The organism is Enterobacter chinensis, from assembly GCF_034008295.1.
In the GTDB taxonomy this organism is placed as follows: Bacteria; Pseudomonadota; Gammaproteobacteria; order Enterobacterales; family Enterobacteriaceae; genus Enterobacter; species Enterobacter chinensis.
The window spans coordinates 640,394-664,103 of sequence record NZ_JARDVI010000001.1 but is presented as its reverse complement, the minus strand read 5'-3'; the positions used below and the strand labels follow the sequence as shown (position 1 = coordinate 664,103).

22 protein-coding genes and 1 pseudogene are annotated in these 23,710 nt (G+C 55.6%); 5 read left to right on the top strand and 18 right to left on the bottom strand.

Annotated elements, in window-relative coordinates:
- Both PYW49_RS03295 and PYW49_RS03290 read right to left on the bottom strand, forming a co-directional pair.
- A complete protein-coding gene (locus PYW49_RS03295) occupies positions 1 to 906 on the bottom strand; it encodes a LysR family transcriptional regulator (protein ID WP_134350765.1) in 906 nt (301 codons plus the stop codon).
- A gap of 262 nt (positions 907 to 1,168) precedes the next feature.
- Positions 1,169 to 2,206, bottom strand: coding sequence for an aldo/keto reductase (locus PYW49_RS03290; RefSeq protein ID WP_320385650.1), 1,038 nt, complete (start codon positions 2,204 to 2,206; stop codon positions 1,169 to 1,171).
- 706 nt (positions 2,207 to 2,912) lie between these two features.
- Between PYW49_RS03290 and PYW49_RS03285 the strand changes: the two genes are divergently transcribed.
- The 4 genes from PYW49_RS03285 (at position 2,913) to PYW49_RS03270 (ending at position 6,703) form a co-directional block, all read left to right on the top strand.
- On the top strand, positions 2,913 to 3,182 hold the full coding sequence (locus tag PYW49_RS03285; protein WP_320385649.1) for a hypothetical protein: 270 nt from the start codon (positions 2,913 to 2,915) through the stop codon (positions 3,180 to 3,182).
- 245 nt (positions 3,183 to 3,427) lie between these two features.
- On the top strand, positions 3,428 to 4,570 hold the full coding sequence (locus PYW49_RS03280; protein WP_134350334.1) for an HBL/NHE enterotoxin family protein: 1,143 nt from the start codon (positions 3,428 to 3,430) through the stop codon (positions 4,568 to 4,570).
- 118 nt (positions 4,571 to 4,688) lie between these two features.
- Positions 4,689 to 5,576: a hypothetical protein gene (locus PYW49_RS03275; protein WP_320385648.1), complete on the top strand. Its 888-nt coding sequence runs from the start codon at positions 4,689 to 4,691 to the stop codon at positions 5,574 to 5,576.
- 35 nt (positions 5,577 to 5,611) lie between these two features.
- Positions 5,612 to 6,703: an HBL/NHE enterotoxin family protein gene (locus PYW49_RS03270; protein ID WP_134350332.1), complete on the top strand. Its 1,092-nt coding sequence runs from the start codon at positions 5,612 to 5,614 to the stop codon at positions 6,701 to 6,703.
- A gap of 157 nt (positions 6,704 to 6,860) precedes the next feature.
- Here the strand turns inward: PYW49_RS03270 and PYW49_RS03265 are convergent.
- The 4 genes and pseudogenes from PYW49_RS03265 to nifL all read right to left on the bottom strand — a co-directional run.
- A pseudogene (locus PYW49_RS03265) lies at positions 6,861 to 7,361 on the bottom strand (nitrogen fixation protein NifQ); the annotation flags it as partial.
- A complete protein-coding gene (gene nifB, locus PYW49_RS03260; protein WP_320385647.1) occupies positions 7,358 to 8,764 on the bottom strand; it encodes a nitrogenase cofactor biosynthesis protein NifB in 1,407 nt (468 codons plus the stop codon). The pseudogene PYW49_RS03265 and the gene nifB, both read right to left, overlap by 4 nt.
- Before the next feature lie 165 nt (positions 8,765 to 8,929).
- Positions 8,930 to 10,504 (bottom strand): nif-specific transcriptional activator NifA, encoded by a 1,575-nt coding sequence (gene nifA, locus PYW49_RS03255; RefSeq protein ID WP_320385646.1) that lies wholly within the window; start codon positions 10,502 to 10,504, stop codon positions 8,930 to 8,932.
- Positions 10,501 to 11,988, bottom strand: coding sequence for a nitrogen fixation negative regulator NifL (nifL, locus tag PYW49_RS03250; RefSeq protein ID WP_320385645.1), 1,488 nt, complete (start codon positions 11,986 to 11,988; stop codon positions 10,501 to 10,503). Before nifL ends, nifA begins: the two co-directional genes overlap by 4 nt.
- A 356-nt stretch (positions 11,989 to 12,344) precedes the next feature.
- Here nifL and PYW49_RS03245 point away from each other — a divergent pair, with 356 nt between their 5' ends.
- A complete protein-coding gene (locus PYW49_RS03245; RefSeq protein WP_320385644.1) occupies positions 12,345 to 12,875 on the top strand; it encodes a flavodoxin in 531 nt (176 codons plus the stop codon).
- Between the two features lie 55 nt (positions 12,876 to 12,930).
- Here the strand turns inward: PYW49_RS03245 and nifM are convergent, their stop codons facing one another.
- From nifM to nifK, 12 genes are all read right to left on the bottom strand, one after another.
- Positions 12,931 to 13,725, bottom strand: coding sequence for a nitrogen fixation protein NifM (nifM, locus tag PYW49_RS03240; RefSeq protein WP_320385643.1), 795 nt, complete (start codon positions 13,723 to 13,725; stop codon positions 12,931 to 12,933).
- Positions 13,722 to 14,165 (bottom strand): nitrogen fixation protein NifZ, encoded by a 444-nt coding sequence (locus PYW49_RS03235; RefSeq protein WP_320385642.1) that lies wholly within the window; start codon positions 14,163 to 14,165, stop codon positions 13,722 to 13,724. Before PYW49_RS03235 ends, nifM begins: the two co-directional genes overlap by 4 nt.
- A complete protein-coding gene (locus PYW49_RS03230) occupies positions 14,162 to 14,419 on the bottom strand; it encodes a nitrogenase-stabilizing/protective protein NifW (protein ID WP_320385641.1) in 258 nt (85 codons plus the stop codon). The genes PYW49_RS03235 and PYW49_RS03230 overlap by 4 nt, the downstream gene beginning before the upstream one ends.
- A gap of 2 nt (positions 14,420 to 14,421) precedes the next feature.
- Positions 14,422 to 15,561 (bottom strand): homocitrate synthase, encoded by a 1,140-nt coding sequence (gene nifV / locus PYW49_RS03225; protein WP_320385640.1) that lies wholly within the window; start codon positions 15,559 to 15,561, stop codon positions 14,422 to 14,424.
- A 10-nt stretch (positions 15,562 to 15,571) separates the two neighbouring features.
- Positions 15,572 to 16,774: a cysteine desulfurase NifS gene (gene nifS, locus PYW49_RS03220; protein WP_320385639.1), complete on the bottom strand. Its 1,203-nt coding sequence runs from the start codon at positions 16,772 to 16,774 to the stop codon at positions 15,572 to 15,574.
- A gap of 15 nt (positions 16,775 to 16,789) precedes the next feature.
- Positions 16,790 to 17,629: a Fe-S cluster assembly protein NifU gene (gene nifU / locus PYW49_RS03215; protein WP_320385638.1), complete on the bottom strand. Its 840-nt coding sequence runs from the start codon at positions 17,627 to 17,629 to the stop codon at positions 16,790 to 16,792.
- Positions 17,630 to 17,836: 207 nt separating this feature from the next.
- Positions 17,837 to 18,301 carry a NifB/NifX family molybdenum-iron cluster-binding protein gene (locus PYW49_RS03210; protein WP_320385637.1) on the bottom strand — a complete coding sequence of 155 codons (465 nt, stop codon included), beginning with the start codon at positions 18,299 to 18,301 and terminating at the stop codon, positions 17,837 to 17,839.
- The gene (nifN, locus tag PYW49_RS03205; RefSeq protein ID WP_320385636.1) at positions 18,288 to 19,673 is read right to left on the bottom strand and encodes a nitrogenase iron-molybdenum cofactor biosynthesis protein NifN; all 1,386 of its coding nucleotides are present in this window, start codon (positions 19,671 to 19,673) and stop codon (positions 18,288 to 18,290) included. The genes PYW49_RS03210 and nifN overlap by 14 nt, the downstream gene beginning before the upstream one ends.
- A gap of 10 nt (positions 19,674 to 19,683) precedes the next feature.
- Entirely contained in the window at positions 19,684 to 21,057 is a 1,374-nt protein-coding gene (gene nifE, locus PYW49_RS03200; protein ID WP_320385841.1) for a nitrogenase iron-molybdenum cofactor biosynthesis protein NifE, read from the bottom strand.
- 156 nt (positions 21,058 to 21,213) lie between these two features.
- Positions 21,214 to 21,876: a NifB/NifX family molybdenum-iron cluster-binding protein gene (locus tag PYW49_RS03195; protein ID WP_320385635.1), complete on the bottom strand. Its 663-nt coding sequence runs from the start codon at positions 21,874 to 21,876 to the stop codon at positions 21,214 to 21,216.
- Between the two features lie 11 nt (positions 21,877 to 21,887).
- A complete protein-coding gene (nifT, locus tag PYW49_RS03190; RefSeq protein WP_064566549.1) occupies positions 21,888 to 22,106 on the bottom strand; it encodes a putative nitrogen fixation protein NifT in 219 nt (72 codons plus the stop codon).
- Between the two features lie 40 nt (positions 22,107 to 22,146).
- On the bottom strand, positions 22,147 to 23,709 hold the full coding sequence (nifK, locus tag PYW49_RS03185) for a nitrogenase molybdenum-iron protein subunit beta (RefSeq protein WP_320385634.1): 1,563 nt from the start codon (positions 23,707 to 23,709) through the stop codon (positions 22,147 to 22,149).
- Position 23,710 lies beyond the last annotated feature (1 nt).

Sequence of the window (23,710 nt, the reverse complement as noted above, 5' to 3'; positions counted from 1 at the left end):
CTAACCCAGCGGCCTGGCCTCCTGTATGAACTCAATCAGAAGGCGGAGCCCGGTCGGCAGTTGCCGACGGCTTGAATAATAGATATGAAAACCTTCCTCGAGCGGGGACCATTCCGTAAGCACCAGGCGGAGCCGCCCATCCTTCACATAGGGTGCAACAAGAGGCTCCGGAAAATACATCAGGCCGGCCCCGCCTAATACGGCCACAAGGCCCGTTTCAGCCTGGTTGACCGTCATTGAGCCTGGCACAGTGATTTGGTACGTTTCGCCGTCTCGCTCAAGTTCCCAGCGATAAATCCGATCGTCGCCGAGACGATTGCTTATACAGCGATGGTGTAACAAATCATCAGGATGCTCAGGTATTCCGTAACGTTCCAGGTAGTCGGGGGATGCTGCGATAACCCAGCGAATATCTGCAGATAAACGCCGGGCAACCATGTCTTCCGGGACGGTGCCACCATATCGGATACCGGCATCAAAGCCAGCATCAGTGACGTCAACCATACGGTTGCTGGCCACAATATCGATTTCAATATCGGGATAGCGATCCATAAAAGCGGGCATGACCGGCGCAAGCAAAAGATTGGCCGCTTCAACGGCAGCATTGATGCGGATACGTCCGGTAGGGGTATTACGATACCGGTTAAGCGATTCAAGCGCGCCTTCTATCATGTCGAAAGGCTGAAGGACAGACTGAACCAGTTCTTGACCTGCTGCCGTAGGTGTAACACTCTTGGTCGTGCGATTAAGGAGGCGAACCCCGAGCCGGGTTTCCAGTCCCTTCAGGGCATGGCTAAGCGCTGATGCACTGACACCTAATTCAATCGCCGCACGGCTGAAACTGCGATGACGTGCAATAGCCATGAAATAAATGAGATCGGCTACATCAGCTCTGCTTATTTGCATACAGAATAGTTTTCCTTTTGCGGCGTTAAAGCGCGAATGCGTTGATAAGGAAATGATATACACCATAGACCGACCTGGGCTAATCGGTTGCTGAATTTTTTTCACAAATCCATCCACTCATCTCCTCTTACTGAACACGTTGCGCTTCGTTATTCTTGAAAATTATGCGCTCTGGCCGTTCACATAATTTCATTCCTTTTCACACCAGTGACCTGGAATAAGTCATCTGGGAGACCCGGCAACGCCGGGCCAGGGTAGGGTATTAACAATTCAGTATTGCTGAAGGCGGCGTGAGTGAAGGTGGCGTATCCGGAAGCGGGGGAATGATCCCGTCAACAGGGTGCGGCAGATAGCATGCTTCAAGTTCCGTGATTTCTGCATCGCTAAGTGAAAAGTCCAGCGCGCTGATAGCCGTGGAAAGATGTTCTGGTTTCGTCGCGCCGATGATCGGTGCGGTGATGACCGTTTTTGATAATAACCAGGCAATTGCAACATAAGCTCTTGGCACATCGTGCTTTTCAGCAATTCTGGCAACAACATCAATAACGGGCTTATCCAGAAGGGCTGCGTTCTCATACATTTTTAACGCAAAGGCATCGTTTTGCGTTCGTCGGGACGTGACACTCCAGTCGCGCGTAAGCCTGCCGCGTGCCATCGGACTCCAGGGGATCACACCAACGCCCAGGTCTTCACACAGGGGCAGCATCTCGCGCTCTTCTTCCCGGTAAAGCAGGTTGTATTGCGGTTGCATCGTGATAAATCGGGTCCAGCCGTTACGCTCAGCAGTATGCTGCATTTTTGCAAAGCGCCAGGCTTCCATAGAAGATGCGCCGATATAACGTACTTTTCCTGCTTTAACGAGGTCATGCAAAGCCTCCATGGTCTCTTCAACAGGCGTGGAGTGGTCAAAGCGGTGAATCTGAAAGAGATCCACATAATCCATACCTAAGCGTATCAGGCTATCGTCAATAGACTGAAAAATGGCCTTGCGGGAAAGAAATCCGGTATTGGGCGAGTTGCGCCACGGAAAGAAGATCTTTGTCGCCACAACGATCTCGTCGCGTCTGGCCATTTCTCTCAGCGCCTTTCCTGTAATTTCTTCTGAACTTCCGCCCGAGTAGATATTCGCGGTATCAAAAAAATTAATGCCAGCTTCAAGCGCCTGACGAATGAGCGGACGTGACGCCTTTTCATCCAGGGACCAGGGTTGAGGCAGACGTTCAGGTTCACCATAGCTCATACAACCGAGGCAAAGACGGGAGACTTTCAAACCGCTACGACCCAGATTCACATACTTCATTCTGTGTTCCTTCTCTTATTGCCAGCCATTCTGTATGTGACAGGGTATTGCACTGACAGGAAGTGAACCAGCATGCGCCATAGAATGGTGTTGTGAGTTTTTTTCACAAATAGTGGAGCCGGATATGGCGGGTGAAACTGTGACCCTGAAAACCCGCAGGTGACTTTGCGGGTTTTTATTCCAGCCGCAAAAAAAGGTCGACAAATCAAAGTTTAAATATTTATATAATTAAGTTTTGATTAATGAATAGATTAACCATTAACGATTGCTTAATTGTTAATCTAAAGCAAAAATGATTTTTTTTCGCCTTTTTTCTGGATGAGATGGTATTTATTCTGATAATAATTAATCACTTGAGGTTTTGTCCTGAATTATGAGACTGAGGCCGTTATTGATGCTTTGTTTTTGTCATTAAGTGGCGCATTACACTATATAATCCATAGGGCAGTGAAATGAAATTCCGTATTATTAAAGTCAGTTGCGGGAAGTGATTGCACCACCCATATTTAAGAACGTTCTGATTGCCAGTTATTGTACTGACCAAAATATAAAATATATCACAAGCAGCTTCTGCAAGATTGAAGCTGGCAGGGTTTTTGTTAATAAATCTGTATGGAAATAAATGGATCCCAGAAACCATTTCAAAATAGATGGGGCGAACTCCGAAAAGCCAAATGAGTAGGATGACTAATGTCGAGGCAATATCATGTCGAATCAAGAGACTATTGTTGGTGGCTGGACGGCTTATCATACGTTGACCGAAAAAGATTGGCAGGTATTTAAAGAAGCAATGGCGGGATTTGTTGGTGTAACGTATGAGCCGCAGACCGTCTCAACGCAGTTAGTGGCCGGGACAAATTATCGTTTCAAATGCCTTGCTTCAATTCCGCCTGCTTTAGTGGTGTGGGAATCTATTGTTGAAATCTTCCAGCCTTTGCAGGGTGCTCCACATATTGTCGGAATCACCAGAATCTGAATTTTCAATTAATACTGTGTCAATGCATGATTTAGGAAAACATTCCAGACTCTGACGGTCTTTTCTTAAATGAGTCCTTTTTATTAACCTGGTTTTTCTTTAATGCATTTATTGACGGATGTCGTGAGCTTAAAGCACGATTTCCTTGGTTTGAAATGACCTGATTGACCACGGACAATATGTTTTATATTTAACTGAGCTCAAAGAGTTCACTCCGATCTTAGTAACAGAAAGGGCATTTAATAATGTTAAATCATATTCTACAGGCTGGCACCAATCCGTCGATTAACAGTAATAACATGAAAGCGAGCGCTGATGCCTCAACCACGGCCGCCGTGATTATTCAAAACTATGTCGGCACTATTTTAACACAGGCCGATCTCTCCCTACCGGATATATTACCCGATCTACCGGAACATCAGGCAAAGGCCAGAGACCATGCCACATCCTGGCGTGATGTCATACAGCCGCAAATGATCTCAACCAATACGGATATTGTGAGCTTCTCTAACAATTTTGATTCCTATTATGATCCTTTGGTTAAGCTGGCGGTAAAAATACAGCAAAACCCTTCGGACACAGCATCAATTAATACTTTTAAACTGGGTGTTCAGCAACTTCAGGCGCTGGTCGCTCAAAAACAAACCGCTACGCATACCGTGGTTAATTCAGTAGGCGGTTTCCAGACCACGCTTGCCGAAGATGCCCGCAATTTCGCCAGTGATTTTACTACGGCAGAAGCGACATTAGCCGGTAAAGACGGACAAATTGCCGCACTGGGCAAACAAATCGACGCTATTAATTCCGCCATGAGTAAAGACTTGACTATGATTGCAGCGGGTTCAACCGCCGCAGTGGTAGGAGGATTAATGATTGCCGTGGGGGCACTGGCGGAAATTGCGACCGCAGGTGTCAGTACCGCACTGATTGTCGGTGGATTGGTGGTCGTCGGGGCCGGTGCTGGTGTTGCCATTGCCGGGGGAGTTGACTATGCCAAGCAAACCAGCGCGCTCAGCACGGCCATTACGACCAAAACAAAACTACAACAACAGTATTCTGCCACCAAAAACGTGAATACGATTGTTCAGAACCTTTCGGGCCAGGCATCCGCTGCGGTTCAGGCCGCGGGTTCTTTACTGGCAGGTTGGCAGACGCTTGAACAGGACTTTATTGTCTTCCAGTCGGCGCTGACCAGCGCGACCCCCGATTTAGGCTATTTCCTGATCGCGCAACTCAATGCGGCGAAAGCGGACTGGGATGATGTTGGCAATCATGCCCGTAAACTTTTGGATTATGGTTCTTTACCGGTCAGCAACGCATCGGTCACCAGCGGTGGGATCCTGTTGCCTAACCCAACGGCGACGTTTGCACGGCTGGCTGCTGCATAGCGTTCATCAATCATCAATCATCAATCAGGCCCGTGAGGGTCTGATTGTTTTAACAGACAAACCGGACGCATCGTTTCACGATGATGCCAATAAGAGACCCTTGTCTAAGGTTCAGAGTATGCCAGCATTGAAAGTCAGCTTTACTCAGGCATTAACGGCTCAACAAAATGTGCGTCAACAGATGACGCAGGTCGCACAACAATTAGAACAGCTTCCGCCCATTAACGATCCGCAGATCTCCGACCTGAATGGAAATATTCTCTCCGTCCACAATCATGCGAATTATTATCTGTCTGACATTGTGGTGAAAATGGATTCGTTGTATTCCGAGGTTATCAAATTTGGTGGCGAGCTGGATTCTACGGTTGCCAACATCCGTTCTGAATTAAATGGTGCTGACGGACAGGAATATCTCACAAAAGCTCAGGGGCAGATTAAGCAATTACTCTCCGATAGCGCGCCGCTATCCGCCTCTCTGAATGATTTCAATGGGGTAGTTATTTCCTTTAATAATGACATTACGACCGACTCAAGGAACTTGCTAGCCGATCAGCAAAGGGCGCAACAGTTATTAGCTGCCGATCGGGCAAGGTTAGAGGCTCTTAATGCTCAGCTGAATGCGCTGAATGCTGAACTTGAAAGTAAAAAGAGGATGGAAATTATCATCGGCATTTTTACTCTTGGGATTGGTGCCGCCATTATGGAATTAACAGGCTATGTGCAAAGCACGGAGCGGGCGATTGGTCAGGCGCAACAGGAAACGGGGATGCTTTATCAGGAAATAGGACAACTCGGCGCCACCAGTGATGCACTGAACGCATTAACCAAAGGAACCGCTATTTTGTGTGGCCTGACACAATCTCTTCAATATGGTTGGCAAACCGTGACGGCCGAGCTGTCGGAGGTTACCCAACAACAGGTGACTGCGGATTTTCTTATAGTCTCCGTTAATACCGTGCAGGCGAACTGGCAGGAAGTGATGCGCACCGTTGAGCAATTGCAGTAAGGCAAAAACCAATTAACGACTTTGAGGTTTTCATTATGATCATGCAAGCCATTGCAGCTGCGAAAAATGATACTGAATCATCATCAACCAATGCCTTAATGACAGGTATTCAGGGCATCGGTGCTTCATCGATTGCTCAACAGACTTATGCGAGCACTGTATTATGTCAACCCAACATTCATTTAGATATTTTACCTGATCTTCCTGCACAGCAGGCTATTGCGCGCGATCAGGCACAGGAATGGTTGTCCTCGATTAATCCGGCGGCCATCTCTTCTCTGGTGAATGTGCGTAATTTTTCGAATCAGGTGGGGGCTTATGTCGATGCACTTCTTCCGGCGGCTCAAAAATATGACATGGGGGATAAAAGCCAGCTTCCTTATATCCAGCAGGGCATCCAGCAGCTGCTTTCCCTTGCTCAGAAAAACGTTACTTCCACGGGGGTGTTTGTCGATAACGTCCAGGTTTATGTGAATGGGATCAACAGCAGTCAGAGCACATTTAAAGCGGCTAAAGAAACCGTGCAGACGCAAATTACCGGTGATAAAGGGGAAATATCGGCACTCCGGCAGAAGCTAAACGATCTGAATAAACAGATGGATGCAGATATTGTGCAGATTTCGGCGGGCGCGGTGAGCGACATTATAGGGATCGGCATGATTGTCATTGCGGCCACAACAATTATCGAAACCGGTGGGGCAACGCAAACGCTTCTGGCTGCGGGTATTACCCTGGTCGCGGGCGGAACGCTGGCGATGACTATAAGCTCTGCCGATATCGTCAAAGCGCAAAAAGAGTACAGCACAACGTTGACGAATCTCGTCGGGCTTGAATTGGAGGTTGCTGTTTTTGACACGGTTTATAACCAGTTGACGGCCAGTGAAAGACTTTCTCAGTCTGCCATTGATGCCGCTAAGCTGCTGGTCAACGGATGGCAGACCGTTGCTGATAGCTACCAGCAAACGCTGGCCGACCTGCAGCAGAGTTCAAAAGGGTATCTGGCACTGAGGCTGAGCGCGATGAAACGCCAGTGGCAACAGCTAGGCGAGCAGGCGGGAAGCGTGATGCAGTTAGGGCCGCTGCCTTTCAATACTGTTCCCGCAAATGAACTGAAGTCGAGTGCATGACAAGCGAAGATTAATATTTGGCTGCTGCTGCCCGGCAACCGCCGGGCAGACAGGCTTTTTAGAACAGATACCGTCTGTTCAACGTCAGACTGGGGCGTAAAACCGAAATTTCCCCCTCGATGCTGAGCCTGGTCTTCAGCGGACCAGATGTATCGGAAAAACAGAATTCGCGTTCGTAGCAGGCGTCGCAACTTGGGGAGCGGCAAATAAGCTCCCCAGCGGAATGCAGGCAGCGCTGACGATAAAAAAACTTTTTCCAGCGCATATTTTCACTATTCATTTCTACCAGCAGAGGAAAACAGTCGCTCATTAATTCGCGTAACTCCTGACGCGAACTTAACCCCAGATCCTGCCACAGGTGATTAAACGCCAGCGAAACACTGGCGATAATGTTGTGCATCGGGGCCGCACCCGGCGCCATATATCCCGCCAGCCACTGCGCCAGTTGTTGCTGTTCGTCGCAGCGGGTGGCATTCAGCTCGCTCATCAGCTTTTGGCGCAGCAAACAATCGGCGGGCATCGGCTGCGTGGGAGGGGCGAACTGCGCCTGTAGGGCATCCCATTCTGTCACCTGCAGGCCCATCATCAACGGATAACAGCCTTCTCCGTGTGCATAGAGCCACAGCAAACGCCGCAGCCAGTCGTGAACAGGCATCATGCCACCCCCTGTGACGTAGGTTCGGACGGCACATTTTTCCGCCACTGCTGCCACCAGCCGGTCAGCGCCTCGTTAACCGGTTGCCAGGCAAGATCGACGCAGGGTTGAATGCCGCGCGCTTCCAGCTTTTGCCATGGCGCGTAACCGATACGGGCGCAAAATACTGCTTTCACATCGGCCAGCAGATCGAGAACCGCGGCCATACGCGCGTCGCTGTCCTGCAGTTCGCAGTTGTCGCTTCCCTGACAAAACTTCGGCGTAAAACGTTCGTTCACCAGCACCGCGCCCGCCGCCGATAGGCTGTAAATGCGAAAGCGATCGGCATGACCAAAGTGGCAATCAATCGTATCGCCACGTATGGAGGCGACCGCCACCAGACAGGCATCCGGCTCTTCCGATTCGCCGCGCGTGGCAATGCTGGCATGCAACTGCGCCCGGCGGTAAAGCGTTGGCAACCACGGCTGCGGCGATTCTTCAACCGGCGTCAGGGCAAACTGCTGGCTGCGATCTTCTCCGAGCATGCCAATCGCATCAGCGCGGCACTGCTGGCAGTGCGTCATCTGCGGCATCACCTCGGCGCAGCGCTCGCGCACCTGGGCTACCATCTGCGCATCCGGCTCCGGCTGTCCATTCAGGCCAAACACCGTACCGTGCTCCGGGCGAGCGATCAGCGGCATAATATTGTGAATAAAGGCACCGCTGGCGCGAAGTTCACGGCTGACATCGCTCAGGACGCCATCGTTGATGCCGGGGATCAATACCGAGTTGATCTTCACCAGTACGCCTTTCGCCGTCAGGCGACGCACACCTTCAAGCTGGCGGGCAATCAGGATCTCACCGGCTTCACGCCCGCTGTAACGTTCACCGTCCAGCCATAGCCAGGCGTAGATTTGCGCCGCGATATCGGCATCCAGCGTATTGATCGTCACGGTGACATGGTCAACGCCAACATTTACCAGTCTCTCTACCGCATCCGGTAGCATCAGCCCGTTGGTTGAGAGGCAAAGTTTCAGGTCGGGGAGCTGTTCTCGCACCATTTCCAGAGTGGTGAATGTACGTTGAATGTTGGCCAGCGGGTCGCCAGGCCCGGCGATCCCAACTACGGACAATTGCGGGATCGCCGCGGCTACATGGCGAACTTTGGCTACCGCCTGTTCCGGCGTCAGCAGGGATGACGAGACACCGGGGCGCGATTCATTACTGCAATCAAATTTGCGGTTGCAGTAGTTACATTGCAAGTTACAGGCAGGCGCGACCGGCAGATGTATACGGGCATAGCGGTGATGACCGTTTTGCGAGTAGCAGGGGTGCGACGCTACCTTACCGGCAACGACATCAGATAAAGGCTCGCGCTGCCCGGTGTGACAGCGTGAACCACCAGCGGCGGATAAGCAGGAAGTCATGGGCGTACCTAGGTTGTGTGGTCATAACCTCCTGCTGCAAAAGCTGTACCGTTTCTCCTTAATGTAACTTACTGAAAATTAATGTTATAAATTCACCGCGTCGTCGTCTGTTTGTCGAGTTTGTGGCGTTTGGCCGACAATGTGCAGAATGTCACAAAACCTGCGCTACAATCTCGGCATGGCAATGTCCATCGTCTGAATACGATAGGCCACCTGGCGCGGAGTCATTCCCAGCAGGCGCGCGGCTTTTGCCTGTACCCAACCGGCTTTCTCCAGCGCGGCGATCAATCTTTGTCGCTCATCGAGGTTCTGATCGAGCCAGCTCTCTTCGCGCGGCGCACTGGTCTGTGGCGGTTTTGGCAGATTTTCCCTGTGGTGAAACAAAATCACGTCGCGATCGATTAGCCCGCTTTCCGACATGACCGCCGATCGCTCAAGGCAGTTTTCCAGTTCACGCACGTTTCCAGGCCAGCTATAGCTCATCAACAAACGGATCGCACCATCGCTGATGCGCAGCGTGCGGTTCTGGTTTTGCGCGATTTTGCGCACCAGAAAATGCGCCAGCTCGACGATGTCCTCCTGACGCTCGCGGAGCGGGGGCAGGGAGATCGGCATCACATTAAGGCGATAGTAGAGATCTTCGCGAAAATTCCCCAGCCGCACTTCCTCTTCCAGATTGCGGTTGGTGGCGGCAATGATCCGTACATTCACCCGCAGCGTTTCGTCGCCGCCGACGCGCTCCATTTCGCCTTCCTGCAAGATACGCAGCAATTTTGCCTGAAACGAGGCGCTACTTTCGCCGATCTCATCAAGAAACAGCGTACCGCCATCCGCCAGTTCGAAGCGGCCTTTGCGCTGGCGCACCGCGCCGGTAAATGCGCCTTTTTCATGACCGAAGAGTTCACTCTCCAGAAGCGTATCGGGCAGCGCCGCGCAGTTGAATTTGACAAACGGCGCGGCGGCGCGCGGTGAATTGTGGTGGATAGCGTTGGCTATCAGCTCTTTACCGGTTCCGCTTTCGCCACGCACCAGCACGGTGGTGTCCCAGCGTGATACCTGGCGAATAATTTCCAGCGTCTGACGCATAGCCGCGCTTTTACCGACCATGTTTTCAAAGCCAAACGCTCGCGAAGAGGCGCACTCGCGCTGGCTGGCAATCTGCGCGGCAGCAGCACGGGGTGGAGACGCGACGCTGGGCGGTGTCATCAGGCGAACGGTTTGCGCCACCAGATTGGCGACGGTTTCAAGAAAACGCGTGCAGGCGGGCAGCCGCTCCTCGTAACGCGCCATCGGCTGGGCGGCCAGCACGCCGATAGGCTGCGAGTTTGGCCCCATCAGCGGCACGGCGATAAACGGCAAGCTGTAGTCATACAATCCCAGGCGATCGAGAAAACGCCGATCGTCGGAGACACAGGGCAGCACCAGCGACTGTCCCTGCGACAGCACCGTGCCTACCAGCCCTTCGCCCGGACGGTAGCGAATCTGTGAACTGCCGGGAATAAGCTGCTGATCGGCCTCCTGCAAGGCTTCAATGGAAAGGATCGCTTGCTTACTGTCGTACAGACAGATCATCCCGTGCTGCATAAAGGCATCGTTGTGCAGCACGCACAGCACTTCCTGTAGCGTCTGCCCGATCTCCGTCGCGCGGCTTAACACCACACTGATACGCTGCATGGCTGTAAACTGTTGGGAGAGGTCAAAGCGCCAGACGGTTGTACCAGACTCGGTTCGCTGAGTCATAGTGAGCCTCCTGTCAGCGAGTAAAATAATGGGAAACGCAGGATCAGACAGGTGCCTCCCTGAGGGCGTGAGGTCAGTTCTATTGCGCCTCGATGGTGGGCGACCAGCGTCTGGATCAGCCGCAGCTCCATGCCTTTACCGGGCGCATTGAGTGCATCGGGTGAATGGGTGTAGCGCACCTGAATCAGCGGCACATTGTCGTTTAAATAGAACGATAGCCAGCCGCTCTCTTCGCGGGCGTAAAGTTGAGTCTGTACCGTGAAATCACGTAGCTCCGCGGCAATATCCAGGGTTCTGTCGAGCCACAGGCTCAGGCAGGCAAGCAGTTGTGTTCGCTGGCCAAAGCCCACCAGGTCGGGGGATTCCAGCTCAATTTGCAGGTTTTCGCCCTGGTTATATCGGGTGTGATACAGGGCACGCAGATCGTCAAGGAACGGCTGGAGCGGCCAGACTGCCGGGCTTTCCAGCTCCAGCGACGGGCGGCAGCGTTGCAACCGCGCCATCGCTTCTTCGCCTTCACGCCATGCGGCATCCAGCGCCAGATTGCTATGTTCGTCGCCATTTAAGCGGCGTGCGGCGGCCAGCATATTAATTGGGCAATTGAGTTGTACCAGCGCGGCGTCCAGCGATTCGCGGATCGCCGCCAGCAATTTACCGCTGGTTATCTGCTGCTTCAGACGATCAAGACGCCCCTGCTCCTGCTGTTGTTGCTGCTGAGTATTATCGGTGATCACCACCAGCGTGCGCGGCACGGCGCTATCAATAAAGTAGCGGCCTGCTTCTTCGCTGACGCCCGGCAGCGCCCAACAGGTAACGGACAACCAGCGCACGGTGCCGCGCAGCACTACCGGCAGTACCAGGCCCTGCGCCAGCTCCGCCTTATGGGCGGCAAAATTGATTTCGGTGAGCAGTTCTTTACCGCCGCAATCGGCGCAAAAGGTTTTGTAGGCGAGGTTATCCATCACCACCCGATCGCGTTCATCCACCACCACAACCGCCGCCGGAATGTTATTCAGGACGGCTTCGGTCAGCGTCATATGATTGCGTAGCCGTTGTTCCAGCGCGTAGCTGGTGCTGATGTCGCGCTGCATGGCCAGGTAATGTTCGAGTTTGCCGAACGCATTAAACAATGGGGTAATGTCGATTTCCACCAGAAACAGGCTGCCGTCGCGGCGACGATTGATCAGTTGTCCGCGCCACGGACGGTGTTGCAGCAGGGTGTGCCACATATCCTGGTAGATTTCACGCGGCGTCTGCTTACTGGCAAGCAGGCGCGGGTTTTGCTGCAACAACTCTTCCAGTTCATACCCCGACTGGCGACAAAACGCGGGGTTGGCGTAGAGAATGTGGGCATCGGCATCGGTCAGTGAAATCGCGACGGGCGCCTGTTCAACCATGGTGAAAAACAACCCGGGATGCTGTTGTGAGAGCGCTCCGGCGATCTCGGCGGGCGCGGTGGCGTCCATCATCATATTCAGGGTCATCACAAACTCCTGTGGTCAACATGGAAATGTCGCAGTTATGACAATTTGTGCCACCTGTCGACTTTCGTCCGAACATAAACGGACGCTCGTTAACCATGCAAAGGGTGCGCCTTTGGCCCGCATTACTCGCCGTAAGATTGATCCAGATCCCTGTTTGCTGCCGATTTTTAGCCTTTTGCCCTCGGGTTGTGCGCGGCAGCGACCAATCGGTCGGGTTAAGAAGCGCCGCCCTGGTGCATAACAGACCAATACGGTGCAGTTCTTGCACGGAAAAAAACTGGCACAGCCTTCGCAATATCTTTTGTGGTAGCCGCCTGTTCAGGGCGGATTCATACTTTTTCTCACAGGAGCACGCGATGGCTAACATTGGAATTTTTTTCGGTACCGATACGGGCAAAACCCGCAAGATTGCCAAAATGATCCACCAAAAACTGGGTGCGGCGGCCGATGCGCCGGTGAATATCAACCGTACCGATCTCGACACGTTTCTTTCCTATCCGGTACTGCTTCTGGGGACGCCGACGCTCGGCGACGGGCAACTGCCAGGGCTGGATGCGGGATGTGAGGAGGCGTCATGGGGAGAGTTTGTCGCTCAGCTTGATAGTCACAGCCTGAGCGGCAAAACCGTGGCGCTGTTCGGTCTTGGCGATCAGGTGGGTTACCCGGATAACTTTGTCAGCGGCCTGCGCCCGCTGTATGACGCGCTGAAAAACAGCGGGGCGCAGATTGTCGGCCACTGGCCGAATGAAGGGTATGAATTCAATGCCTCATCGGCGCTGGAAGCGGATAAATTTGTCGGCTTAGCGATCGATCAGGACAATCAGTATGACCTGACCGACGAGCGCCTGGATGCCTGGCTGGAAACGCTTAAACCGGTGTTTTTGTAAATGATATGGCCGGGTAACACTGTGTTTACCCGGCATTGTTGTTCTGAGGGTGAAATTACCCCGTCTCCACGCTACGGGTTAACGTCGCCAGCCACTGGCGCTGGTATTGCTGCTGGTTTTGGCGAACCAAATAGCTTCGTGCTTTTTCCAGTGCCTCCGCCTGCGGCATCGGCGCAGCGTCACGGATCGCTTCGCACCATATCAGATGCCAGCCGAGGCGGGTTTCGATAGGGGCGCTGAGGCCATTCTCCGCCAGCGCAAACAACGCGGCGTCGAGTTCGGGATAGAGCACCCCTTGGCTTATCCAGCCCAAACGTCCGCCTTCCAGCGCGCTGGGGCAGTGGGAGTAGCGCTGTGCCAGCCGGGCAAAGTGCTGGCGCGAGACGCTAATGTCCTGATGAAAACAGCGGATCTGGCGCTGCACTGCGGCATCGTCATTATCGACCGTCAGTAACAGGTGAGATGTCAGCCGCTGTGGCGGGCGCGTAAACTGCGCCTGATGTTTCTCATACCAGGCCAGCACGTGTAAATCGTCCGGCAGCGGGGCGCGCGCGGCAATCTCGGCGAACTGCCACTCCATGCGGGCATGATGTCGGACCACTGTCTGCCGCTCGTCAGCAGAAAAATGCCCGCCATCCAGCCAGCTTGCCAGCGAGGTTTCGACACTCTGCAGCACGCTATCCGGCAGGGGGGCACCGGCGGCAACTTCTACCACAGCCTGTTCCAGTTGGCACTGGCGGGTGAAGGCATCGTCAAACGCGGTTTGCCGATCGGCAGGAATGTGTTCCGGTTCGCACTGCCAGCGCGTTATCGCCAGCCGCCGCCGGGCGAAGCGTTGCCACGGTGTCATACGTCGTCCTCCAGCAGGATCATGGCGCTGGAGGGCACCTGAAACCAGCGCCCGGAAAACGTGACGGTATAATTATCTCCACCTTCGCCCTGGTTTGTTCCTTCAATACGGCCATGTTCTCCGGCGGCGATCGCCACTTCGCCATTTACCGACAGCGCGTGGCGACAGGCAACCCGATCGCCATACTGAAACTGCCCGGCGTGCCACGGCACGGAAAGTGGCAGTAGCTCCTGCTCGCGGCAGCCAACCACCAAATCATCATCGAGAAAATGTACCTGATAGATAATCTGATCCATCAAAAACGTGCCCCATTCACGGATAAAACCGGTACTACCGCGACGAACCAGCAGGTCGCCGCGCGCAAAGCCGCGCATGGTGCCGTCATTGCGAATGGCGCGGGTAACGCGCACCTCTTCGCCAAAATCGAATTTTTGTCTCATGGAGTACGCTCCGGAAGGTAGTGCTGATAGCTCTCCGTCAGCAACCGGCGCGCCAGCAACCACGGGGCGCGGGGCACATCTTCAAGCATATTGCACAGCGGTACGTTTTGCCGCAGCCGCTGGTGAAACTCCCGCAGCACAGGCAGGCAGCAGTGGCGCAGCACCATCGGGTCATACGGCACGCTAAAGAATTCAAAAAAGGACTCGGCGGTATCGAGCTCATCCACGCCGGGAATTTGATAAAACCACTCCATCGTCAGCCCCTCGCAAAGTGTGCGGATTCCCCGCACAGCGCATCGTAAATTGCCACCAACTCATCCTCTTTCGGTGAGCGTTTCCAGCGCTCGGCAAAGCGGCGGATCGCTGGCAGCAGCAGATCGATTTGCAGGTTATCGAGGTGATACCCCATGCGGGCGAAGACGCCATCTACCGCCTGGCGACCGGAGTGTTTGCCCAGCACCAGCCGGTACTCGCGCCCCATCAGCGCCGGATCAATCGCCTGATAACTTTCGCGATCGCGCAGCAGCGCGGCAACATGAACACCGGATTCATGGGTGAACACCTGCGAACCGACCAGCGGTTGCTGCGGATCAATCGCCCGCTGTGTCGCGTCGGCCACGGTCTGGCACAGGGACGGCAGGCGCGTAAAATCAACGCCGCAATCCCGCTGCAGGCAGCGGCTCAGGCTCAGCGCAACGGTTTCCAGCGCGGCATTGCCTGCGCGTTCGCCCAGCCCGAGCACTGTCGTGTTGACGCTGGAGGCTCCGGCGCGCACCGCCGCCAGCGTATTTGCGGTCGCCAGCCCCAGATCGTTGTGGGCGTGCATTTCGATTTCACCCGGCCAGTATTCGGCAAGCGCCCGAATACGGGTGGTGGTGGTAAAGGGATCGAGCAGGCCGAGAGTGTCGGCGAAACGTAGCCGTTTCGCGCCCGCCTCGCGGGCAATATCGGCAATCTGGTTCAGCGTCCGATCGCTGGCGCGTGAGGCATCCTCACAGCCGACACAGACCTGCATGCCCAGCGTCCGCGCTTGTGCAATCAGCGAGCCCAGTTTATCGAGCAACTGTGGCAGCGGTTCGCGCAGCTTGTACTGGCGCAGCTTATCCGAAGCGGGCAGGGAGATATCCACCCAGTCCATACCAAGATCCGCGCTCTGGTGGATCTCATCGCGGTTCATCCGACACCAGGACATCAGCGTTGCAGCGGGTAAATGCCGGCGCACCTGCAAAATGCGCTGGCGCTCCTCGTCGCCCATCGCTGGCGTACCGACTTCGAGCGCGGTAATGCCCGCCGCAAACAGCGCCTCGGCGATGGCGATTTTCTCACTGGCGAGAAACGCGACACCCGGACTCTGTTCGCCGTCACGCAGAGTGGTGTCGTTGATAAGCACATTCATGCTCGCCGCCTTAGCCGTATAACGGCGCAAATGCTGATTCAGCCGCCCCGGGTTTCCCCTCCTGCCAGTAGGGCGAGAGCATCCGCAGACGGGCTATAATCGTTGGCAGGGTATCGATCACGTAGTCGATCTCTTTCTCACGCGTGTAGCGTGACAGCGAAAAACGAATACTGCCGTGCGCGGCGGTGTAAGGAATGTTCATCGCCCGCATGACATGCGAAGGTTCCAGCGAACCGGAGGTACAGGCGCTGCCGCTCGACGCCGCAATTCCCGCCTGGTTCAGCAGCAATAAAATGGCTTCCCCTTCGATAAACTCAAACGCCAGATTGGTGGTGCCTGGTACGCGCGGCTGGTTACCGCCCATGGCCATCACGGAAGGCACCTGCGCGATAAGCCCTTCCTGCAGTCGATCGCGCAGTTGCGCCAGCGAGGAGGCACCCGGCAGATGGATCTGCGCCAGTTCGCAGGCTGTGCCCATGCCGACGATCCCGGCGATGTTTTCCGTTCCTGCGCGGCGTCCGCGCTCCTGATGGCCGCCGCGCAACAGCGGACGAAAACGCGTTCCGCGCCGCAGATAGAGGCAGCCGACACCTTTCGGCCCGTGCAGTTTGTGCGCCGAGCAGGAGAGCATATCGATCTGCGTGCGGCCAATATCCAGCGGAATTTTGCCGACCACCTGTACCGCATCGCAGTGGAACAGCGCGCCGTGCTCCTGCGCCATGGCCGCCATTTCAATCACCGGAAACAGCACGCCGGTTTCGTTGTTCGCCCACATCACGCTGACCACCGCCACCCGAGAACTGAGCGCCTGGCGGTACTGCTCCATATCCAGCGCGCCGTCGCTATTCACGCCAATGCGGTGGATCAGGTAACCCTGGCGCTCCAGGTGTTCGCAAACGGCGAGCGTGGCCGGGTGCTCCACCGCGGAGGTGATGATTTCCCGGCGCTCCGGCATCAATTCCACGCAGGCATGCAGCGCGGTTGACGTGGCTTCGGTCGCGCAGGAGGTGAAAATAATCTCGCTGGCATGATCGGCGCCAAGCAGGGTGGCAACCTGCTGGTGCGCGCGCTCAAGGGCCACACGGGAAGGTGTGCCGAAATCATGAATCGAAGAGGGGTTGCCATAATGCTCGGTCAGAAAGGGCATCATCGCTTCCAGCACCATCGGATCGATTCGCGTGGTGGCGTTGTTATCCAGATAAACCTGTTTCATGTTTTTTCCCCTCTGTTAATACGCTGCGGCTTCAGCGGCCACGACTTCCATATAACAGCCGGTGCGTTCCATCAGTTTTTGCTGTAACCAGGCGAGCGTCATGTCGGTCATCATGCAGCCGCTACAACTGCCGGAGAGGCTGACCGTGACTTTATGATTTGCCACGCTGAGCAATGCCATATCGCCGCCATCGGCCTGAATATGCGGGCGCAGTTCAGTGATGGCATCAACCACTTCCTGCCAGTGCGGATCTTTGGTTGTCGCAACCGGCGCGGCGACCTGCGGGTGCTGCGCGAGAATATCGGCCAGCGCCAGTTCGATTTTTTCATGACACGAAGTACAGCCGCCGCCTGCTTTGGTGTAGTTGATCACCTCTTCCAGCGTGGTCAGTCCGTTGCTTAGCACCGCGCGGCGAATCTGTCCTTCATCCACGCCAAAGCACTTACAAATCAGTGCGCCTTCTTCGTGGTCATCTTCCAGCGTTTCACCACGGTAGTTGGCGATGGCAGCGCGCAGCGCTTCCTGGCCCATGACCGAGCAGTGCATTTTTTGCGGCGGTAAACCGTCAAGATAATCGGCAATTTGTTGGTTGGTGACCTGTTCGGCCTGCGCCAGCGTGCGGCCGATAATCAGTTCCGTTAAGGCGGAAGAAGAGGCAATTGCGCTGCCGCAACCAAAGGTCTGAAACCCGGCCTCAAGAATGGTTTCATCTTGCGGATCCACTCGCAGCATCAGCCGTAACGCATCGCCACAGCTTAACGATCCCACATCACCCACGGCGTTGGCGTTTTCCACCACCCGGGCGTTACGGGGATTAAAAAAATGTTCTTTCACTTTCTCGGAGTAATTCCACATGCTTTTGGCTCCCAGTATGTATGACGGAATGCGCCGGAGCGCATTACACCGTGTCAATCAACAGCGGGTAATATCGTTGAAGCAAAAGCAGTACCAGAAGATGAAGTCTTTATATTTCAATGGGATGATTTTTACACCTGACATAAAACTGCGAACTATGTCGCAGTTTTATGTTGTCTTTGTCACAGAGCTGACACAGAAAAGGCATCAGCGCTCATCCTCTTCCTGCCACTCATCTTCCTCCAGCAGCCCGGCTAAGCGATCGGTATTGCGGCTGCGCGCACTTCTTCGCTGCTCTTTGTCGTACCAGTAGTGTTGGATTTCCTGCAACAGTCCGACAATCGTGGTATCTGCCGGAACGCGCACCGCGCGCACGCCGACCTGTAAAAGCTGGCGAAAAACCGCCTCGCCGATCGCCACGCAGTAGAGCGTCACGCAATCCTCCAGCGCGTTAATCCGGCGGGTCAGTTTCTCCTGCTGATGGCCGGGCAGTACCGAGAAATCCACCACCCGCAGCAAGGTGATGTCATCCTCTTTGACCCCGTACACCACCAGCCTCGGTGTCGCGCCGAAATGCTGATCGACATGGTGGTAATCGGAACTGGCAAAGGCCACTCTCATCGACCATTCACTGTCGCAAATGGTGCTGAATTGTCGGTTAACATGTTGCATAGTCACCTCCCGAAGATGCGGGTTCGTAAAAACGCTGGCGCAGCGGCGAGTGATAAGCGGCAAGATGATGGTGGCGATCGCGCAGCGCATTCGCCAGCTCAAACAAGGTGTCGCGCATCCCGGCGTAACCCTGGCGCACGCGGCGAAACTCGCCCAGACGGTCGAACAGGGGGAAACCGGCGCGCACCAGCGGAATGTCGAACTGCCCGGCCAAATCAGCGGCGTGAGAATTAGAGACGAGCAGCGATGCAGGCGTTTCACACAACAGATCCTGCATATCCTCCAGATCGCCGATAATGACTTTTTCGACCGGCAGATCCTGCAACCCTTTCTGGCTCACCGGCGCCACCACCGGGCCGGGCACCATGCCCATATCGCGGGCGAAATCGCACCAGGCGGCGAGCAGATCGCCCTCGGCGGCCAGCGCGACAGGCGCGCCCTGCAACCACATATGACAATCGATCATCGCATCCTGCAGCTGCCCGCGCTGGCGCTCGATCCACGCCGGAACATCGCGCCCGGAGAGGCGCTTCAGTTGATGAATAAACGTATCGCACTGGCTCATGGTCATCAGATGCGGCAGGGTGACCACTTCCGCATGGCTGCGCTGCGCCAGCAACTGCGCGGCGCGGGAGAGGGAAACGCCAATGGCGAACGTGCCAAGACTCTGTCCCATCTGTTCAATCAGCCGCAGGTTGCTGCCGCCCTGGGTAATCGGCGAGAAATCCCCGCTGGCGAGATGGCCATCCAGCGACTGGGAAAGATCCGGCACCATCACCGGCTGCAGGCCAAATGCCTCGACATAACTTCGCAGCAGCTCAATGTCGCCCGGCGTAAGCAAATGGCTGAGCAGCAGGTTCACGCGGCGATTGCGCACGCCCGGCTGCGGTTTTTCCGGCACCCACTGTTCAACCATGCTCTCCAGCACCGCGCTGTAGCCGTTTTCCAGGCTGCCGTAAAAATCCGGCGTGTTGACGGTCAGCAGCGCCACCCCTTTATGGCGCGGATATTCATCGCGGAACTGGCGCACCACGCGCGAAATATCGCTGCCCTGCGCCTCGGAAAGGCCAGTGCTCAGCAGAACAATCGCTTTCGGGTTGTTGCGTGAACACAGCACATTCAGCGCGGTAAAGATATTCTCATCGGCGCCCATAATGGTTGATGTCGGGTCCATTGCCGTCGATTGCAGCGGGATCGGATCGTGAAAATGCTGGATAAAAAAGACCTTCGCGAAGGCGCTGCACCCCTGAGCGCCATGAACCAGCGGAATGCTCTGTTCAAAGCCCATGCTCGCCAGAATCGCGCCCAGCGGCTGGCCACTTTTTACCGGGCTGACGGCCAGCGGCTTTTTACTACGGATAATTTCTGCCATTGCAGGCTCCTTATTGCCACGGTGCGCGGGAATGGGTTTGCGGCCAGACCGGGCTTTCCATGGTCAGGCAGAGCTGTTCGGCCAGCGTGACAATGCCGCGGTAGCCGGCAAAGGCGTGCTCGCGCTCCTGATTGATATCGAGGAACGGCAGCCGCGCTTTGTAGGCGGTGTACATATTGCGTCCCCCGGCGATCATCATGTCCGCCTTGTAGCGGTAAACCACGTCCAGCAGCGAGCGGGCGTTACCTTCATCAAGCATCAGCGCGTCGGCGCCCATCAGTTCGCGGATGCGCTGTTTATCCTCTTCGGTGGATTTGCGCGTGCCGGTCGCCACCACTTCCATGCCCAGATCCTGAAGCGCCGAGACCACCGACCAGGATTTCACGCCGCCGGTATAGAGCAGCGCTTTGCGCCCGCGCAGACGCTCGCGCAGCGGGGCCAGCGCCTGATCTGTTCGTTGTTCTTCGCGGGCAATGAGCTGTTCGGTGCGCTGCATCAGATCGCGGTCTCCGGTCAGCGCCGCCAGTTGGCGCAGGGCGTCAGAGGTGGCGCGAACACCATAAAAACTGCCTTCAAACCACGGCGTGCCGTAGCGCTGCTCCAGCGAGCGGGCGACGTTGATCAGCGCCCTGGAGCAGACCAGCATATTGACCTGCGCCCGGTGCAGCGTCTGGATTTCACTGAAGCGCCCGTCGCCGGAGAGGCTGCCGAGCACGCGAATACCCAGCTCATCGAGCAGCGGCTGAATATGCCAGAACTCTCCGGCAATATTGAATTCGCCAATCAGCCCGATATCGTGGCGGTGCGCCGGGGCAAAAGGGGTATCTTCCGGCCACGGCGCGGGTTCACGCCCGCCAATCACCTTTTTCACCATCACTTCACCGGCCAGCCGGTTGCCGAGATTTTTGCTGCCGTAAAACCCGGCGACATCAACGGCAATCACCGGTACGCCGGTGGCGGTTTCTGCCGCCTGGCAGACGGCTTCGATATCGTCGCCCTCCATCGCGGGAACGCAGGTGTTATAGATAAAGACGGCGGCCGGGTGGTAGCGGTTGACGATGTGGCGCACGGCATGGAACAGGCGGCGCTCGCCGCGTCCCATGATCACATCCTGTTCGCTCAGATCGGTGGTAAAACCCAGCCGGTTGATCGCCGGGCCGGAACTGAAGCTGCCGCGGTTATCCCATGAGCTACCGGTACAACCAATGGGGCCGTGCACCATGTGGGCAACATCGGAGAGTGGCAGCAGGGTGATCTGCGCACCGTCAAAGGCGCAGCCGCCCGCTGTTGCGCCGGGTTTCGGCGCGCTGCAGCCGGATTTCTGTTTATGGTTGTGCTCGCAGGCAGGTTCATCGAGCAAAGCCAGGATCTCGTTCCCCTTCATCATCACCTCATTATCTGGTTGGGTTGTAGCAGAAGGTGCAATTCGCGAGCCAGCAATGAGCGATTGATTTTTAAGAGAAAAAAAGTGTCGGTTTTGCAACAAAGCAGACAATTGGCGCAATGTTCACGCAAAAAAAATCCCCCGAAGGGGATGAATTCAGAACACCCGTTCTTCCAGCGGGTTGGCGCGCTCAAGGCGTTTTGCCAGCCACGGCGGCAGTTGCCCGTTGAGTAGCGTTTTGATGGCGTCGCACTGCGAGGTAATGGTCTGACCGGGGGCGACTTTCATCGGATGGATATTGTGGCGGATTAGGCGGGCAGCGGCGGGGCCGCCAATCGCTTCGCAGAACAGCAGATGGCAATCGCCGAGCAGTTGCGCGCGGCTCTCGTTGGGCTCTTTGTCCTGCGGGCTAGCGGCGTAACGGCGTAAGTCATACAGCCAGCCGCCCTGGTCATCAAAGGCATAAATAAAAAACAGCCGCCCCTGGCCGAAATGGCCGTTGATTGCCAGCCCATCCTGCGAGCAGAAGGCGACAATCAACTGCGGGCGACGCGCCGCGTGCTCGATCGCGCGCAAATGGCTGGGCAGATCGCCTTTCAGGCACGCTTTTACCCGCGCCCAGCGCCCGGCGGACATTAAGGCTTCCTCATGAGGAAAGCGCTGCTCCAGATGGCGTTGATCCAGCGAGGCCAGCAGCTCCGGCGTCAGCGCCTCATCGCAGTCGCCGGTCAGCCACGCCATGATTTGCGCGGGTTGCAGTTCCGGCAGCGCCTGGAAAAGCGCCAGCATCCGCCAGAAAAGGGTATCGTTGTTGGACATTGCGCAACTCCTTATACCAGGGCGTCGCGGGTGGCGCGCAGGCTAATGGGAAATGAGGGCCGTCCGGGTTGCAGATTGACGTAATAGCGGCGACCGCCCTCAAGAGAAATTGCACCGCCCCAGCGTTCCGGGGAGTCGTGCTCAACGTCCAGGATTTTCGCTTCCAGATCCTGTTTGGCGATATAGCAGTAAAGATCCGCGCCGCGCTGGCGAATAGTAACGACCGGCATAGTGCCTCCCTGAGCCCCGCGCAAGGCGGGGCTGTGATGGTTAACGGATAAGATCGAAGCTGTAGTCGGTTTTGCCGAGCTTGATGGTCTCTCTGTCGACTTTCTCCAGCACCGCATTAACCAGCGTGGTGAGGATACTCATGGCCCCTTCGTAACCCCAGGTGGTCTGGCGGTGCAGATGGTGGCGATCGAACAGCGGGAACCCCAGGCGGATCAGCGGCACTTCAAACTGCTCACCCTTCGCCAGCGTATCGCGCTGGATAAACTTGGCGTAGGAGTTGCCGATCATAAAGTCCGGCTGACGGGTAAACATCAGCGAGCGGAAATGCCACAAATCGCAGTTGATAAAGACTTCGCTCTCTTTCCCGTACGGCGAGGCTTCAAGCATTTTCTTCATCGCTTTCTGCCAGCGCTTGCTGCCGTTATGGCACAGAATCACCGTCGGTTCGCAGCCCAGTTCCAGCAGGAAGCGGGTCAGCCCCATGACAAAATCCGGGTCACCGAACAGGCCGAATTTCTTGCCGTGCAGCCAGGTGTGGGAGTCGAGCATCATATCCACCAGCCGACCGCGTTCCAGCGCTAAGCTATCCGGAATGGCTTTGCCGGTTAACTGGCTTACCGTCATCAGCAGCTCGTCGGTTCCGGCCAGCCCCATTGGGATTTGCACCTCGGTAGCGGGCTGGTTCCAGCTTTCCTGCACCACTTTTTTGGTTTTCACCAGTTGCCAGGGTTGCAGCAGCAGGGTGTCGATAGCGTCAGGCGCTTCGCGCATCTCCTGCTGGGTCGTACCGCCCGCATACATGTGGTAATGCCCGTCAGCCGGGGTATCCAGCACTTCGGAGGGATCGGAAAGCAGGCTGCACGGCACGTCCATTTGCTCCATCATGCGTTTCAGCACGCGGAAATTACCGAGATAGGTTTCAAATCCGCTGACCAGATTGATACGCGGTAATTTGCCCGGTTGTCCGCTGTAATCGGCGGTAAAGGTACGGGCGAAGCCCTCAAACATATTGTCCCAGCCGGTGATATGGCTGCCGATAAAGCTTGGCGTGTGCGCGTAAGGCACCGGGATCGCCGCGTCGATAAAGCCGTCTTTTTTGGCGTTAGCAATAAACGCCTGCAGGTCGTCGCCAATGACCTCCGCCATACAGGTGGTGGAGACGGCAATGATTTCCGGCTTGTAGAGGGCGCTGGCGTTCTGCAACCCGATGTTCAGGTTGTTGTTGCCGCCGAATACTGCCGCATCTTCCGTCATCGAGTCAGAAACACAGGCAATCGGCTCTTTAAAGTGACGGTTAAAATAGGTGCGGAAATAGGCCACGCACCCCTGGGAGCCGTGAACATAGGGCAGGGTATTGGCAAAGCCCAGCGAGCACAGTACCGCACCCAGCGGCTGGCAGGCTTTGGCCGGATCGATAGTCAGCGCTTCGCGTTGAAAGTTAAGCGCTTCATACTCGGCGGTGGTGGTCCATTGAAAGACCTCCTGCACGCGCGCCGGATCGTGGGCTTCTTCCAGTTGCCGTTTATCTTTAAACAGCATCTGGTACGCATCCTGTTCAAACAGTGGATGACAGTTTTGAATTTTCTCAGCACTTTGGCTCATG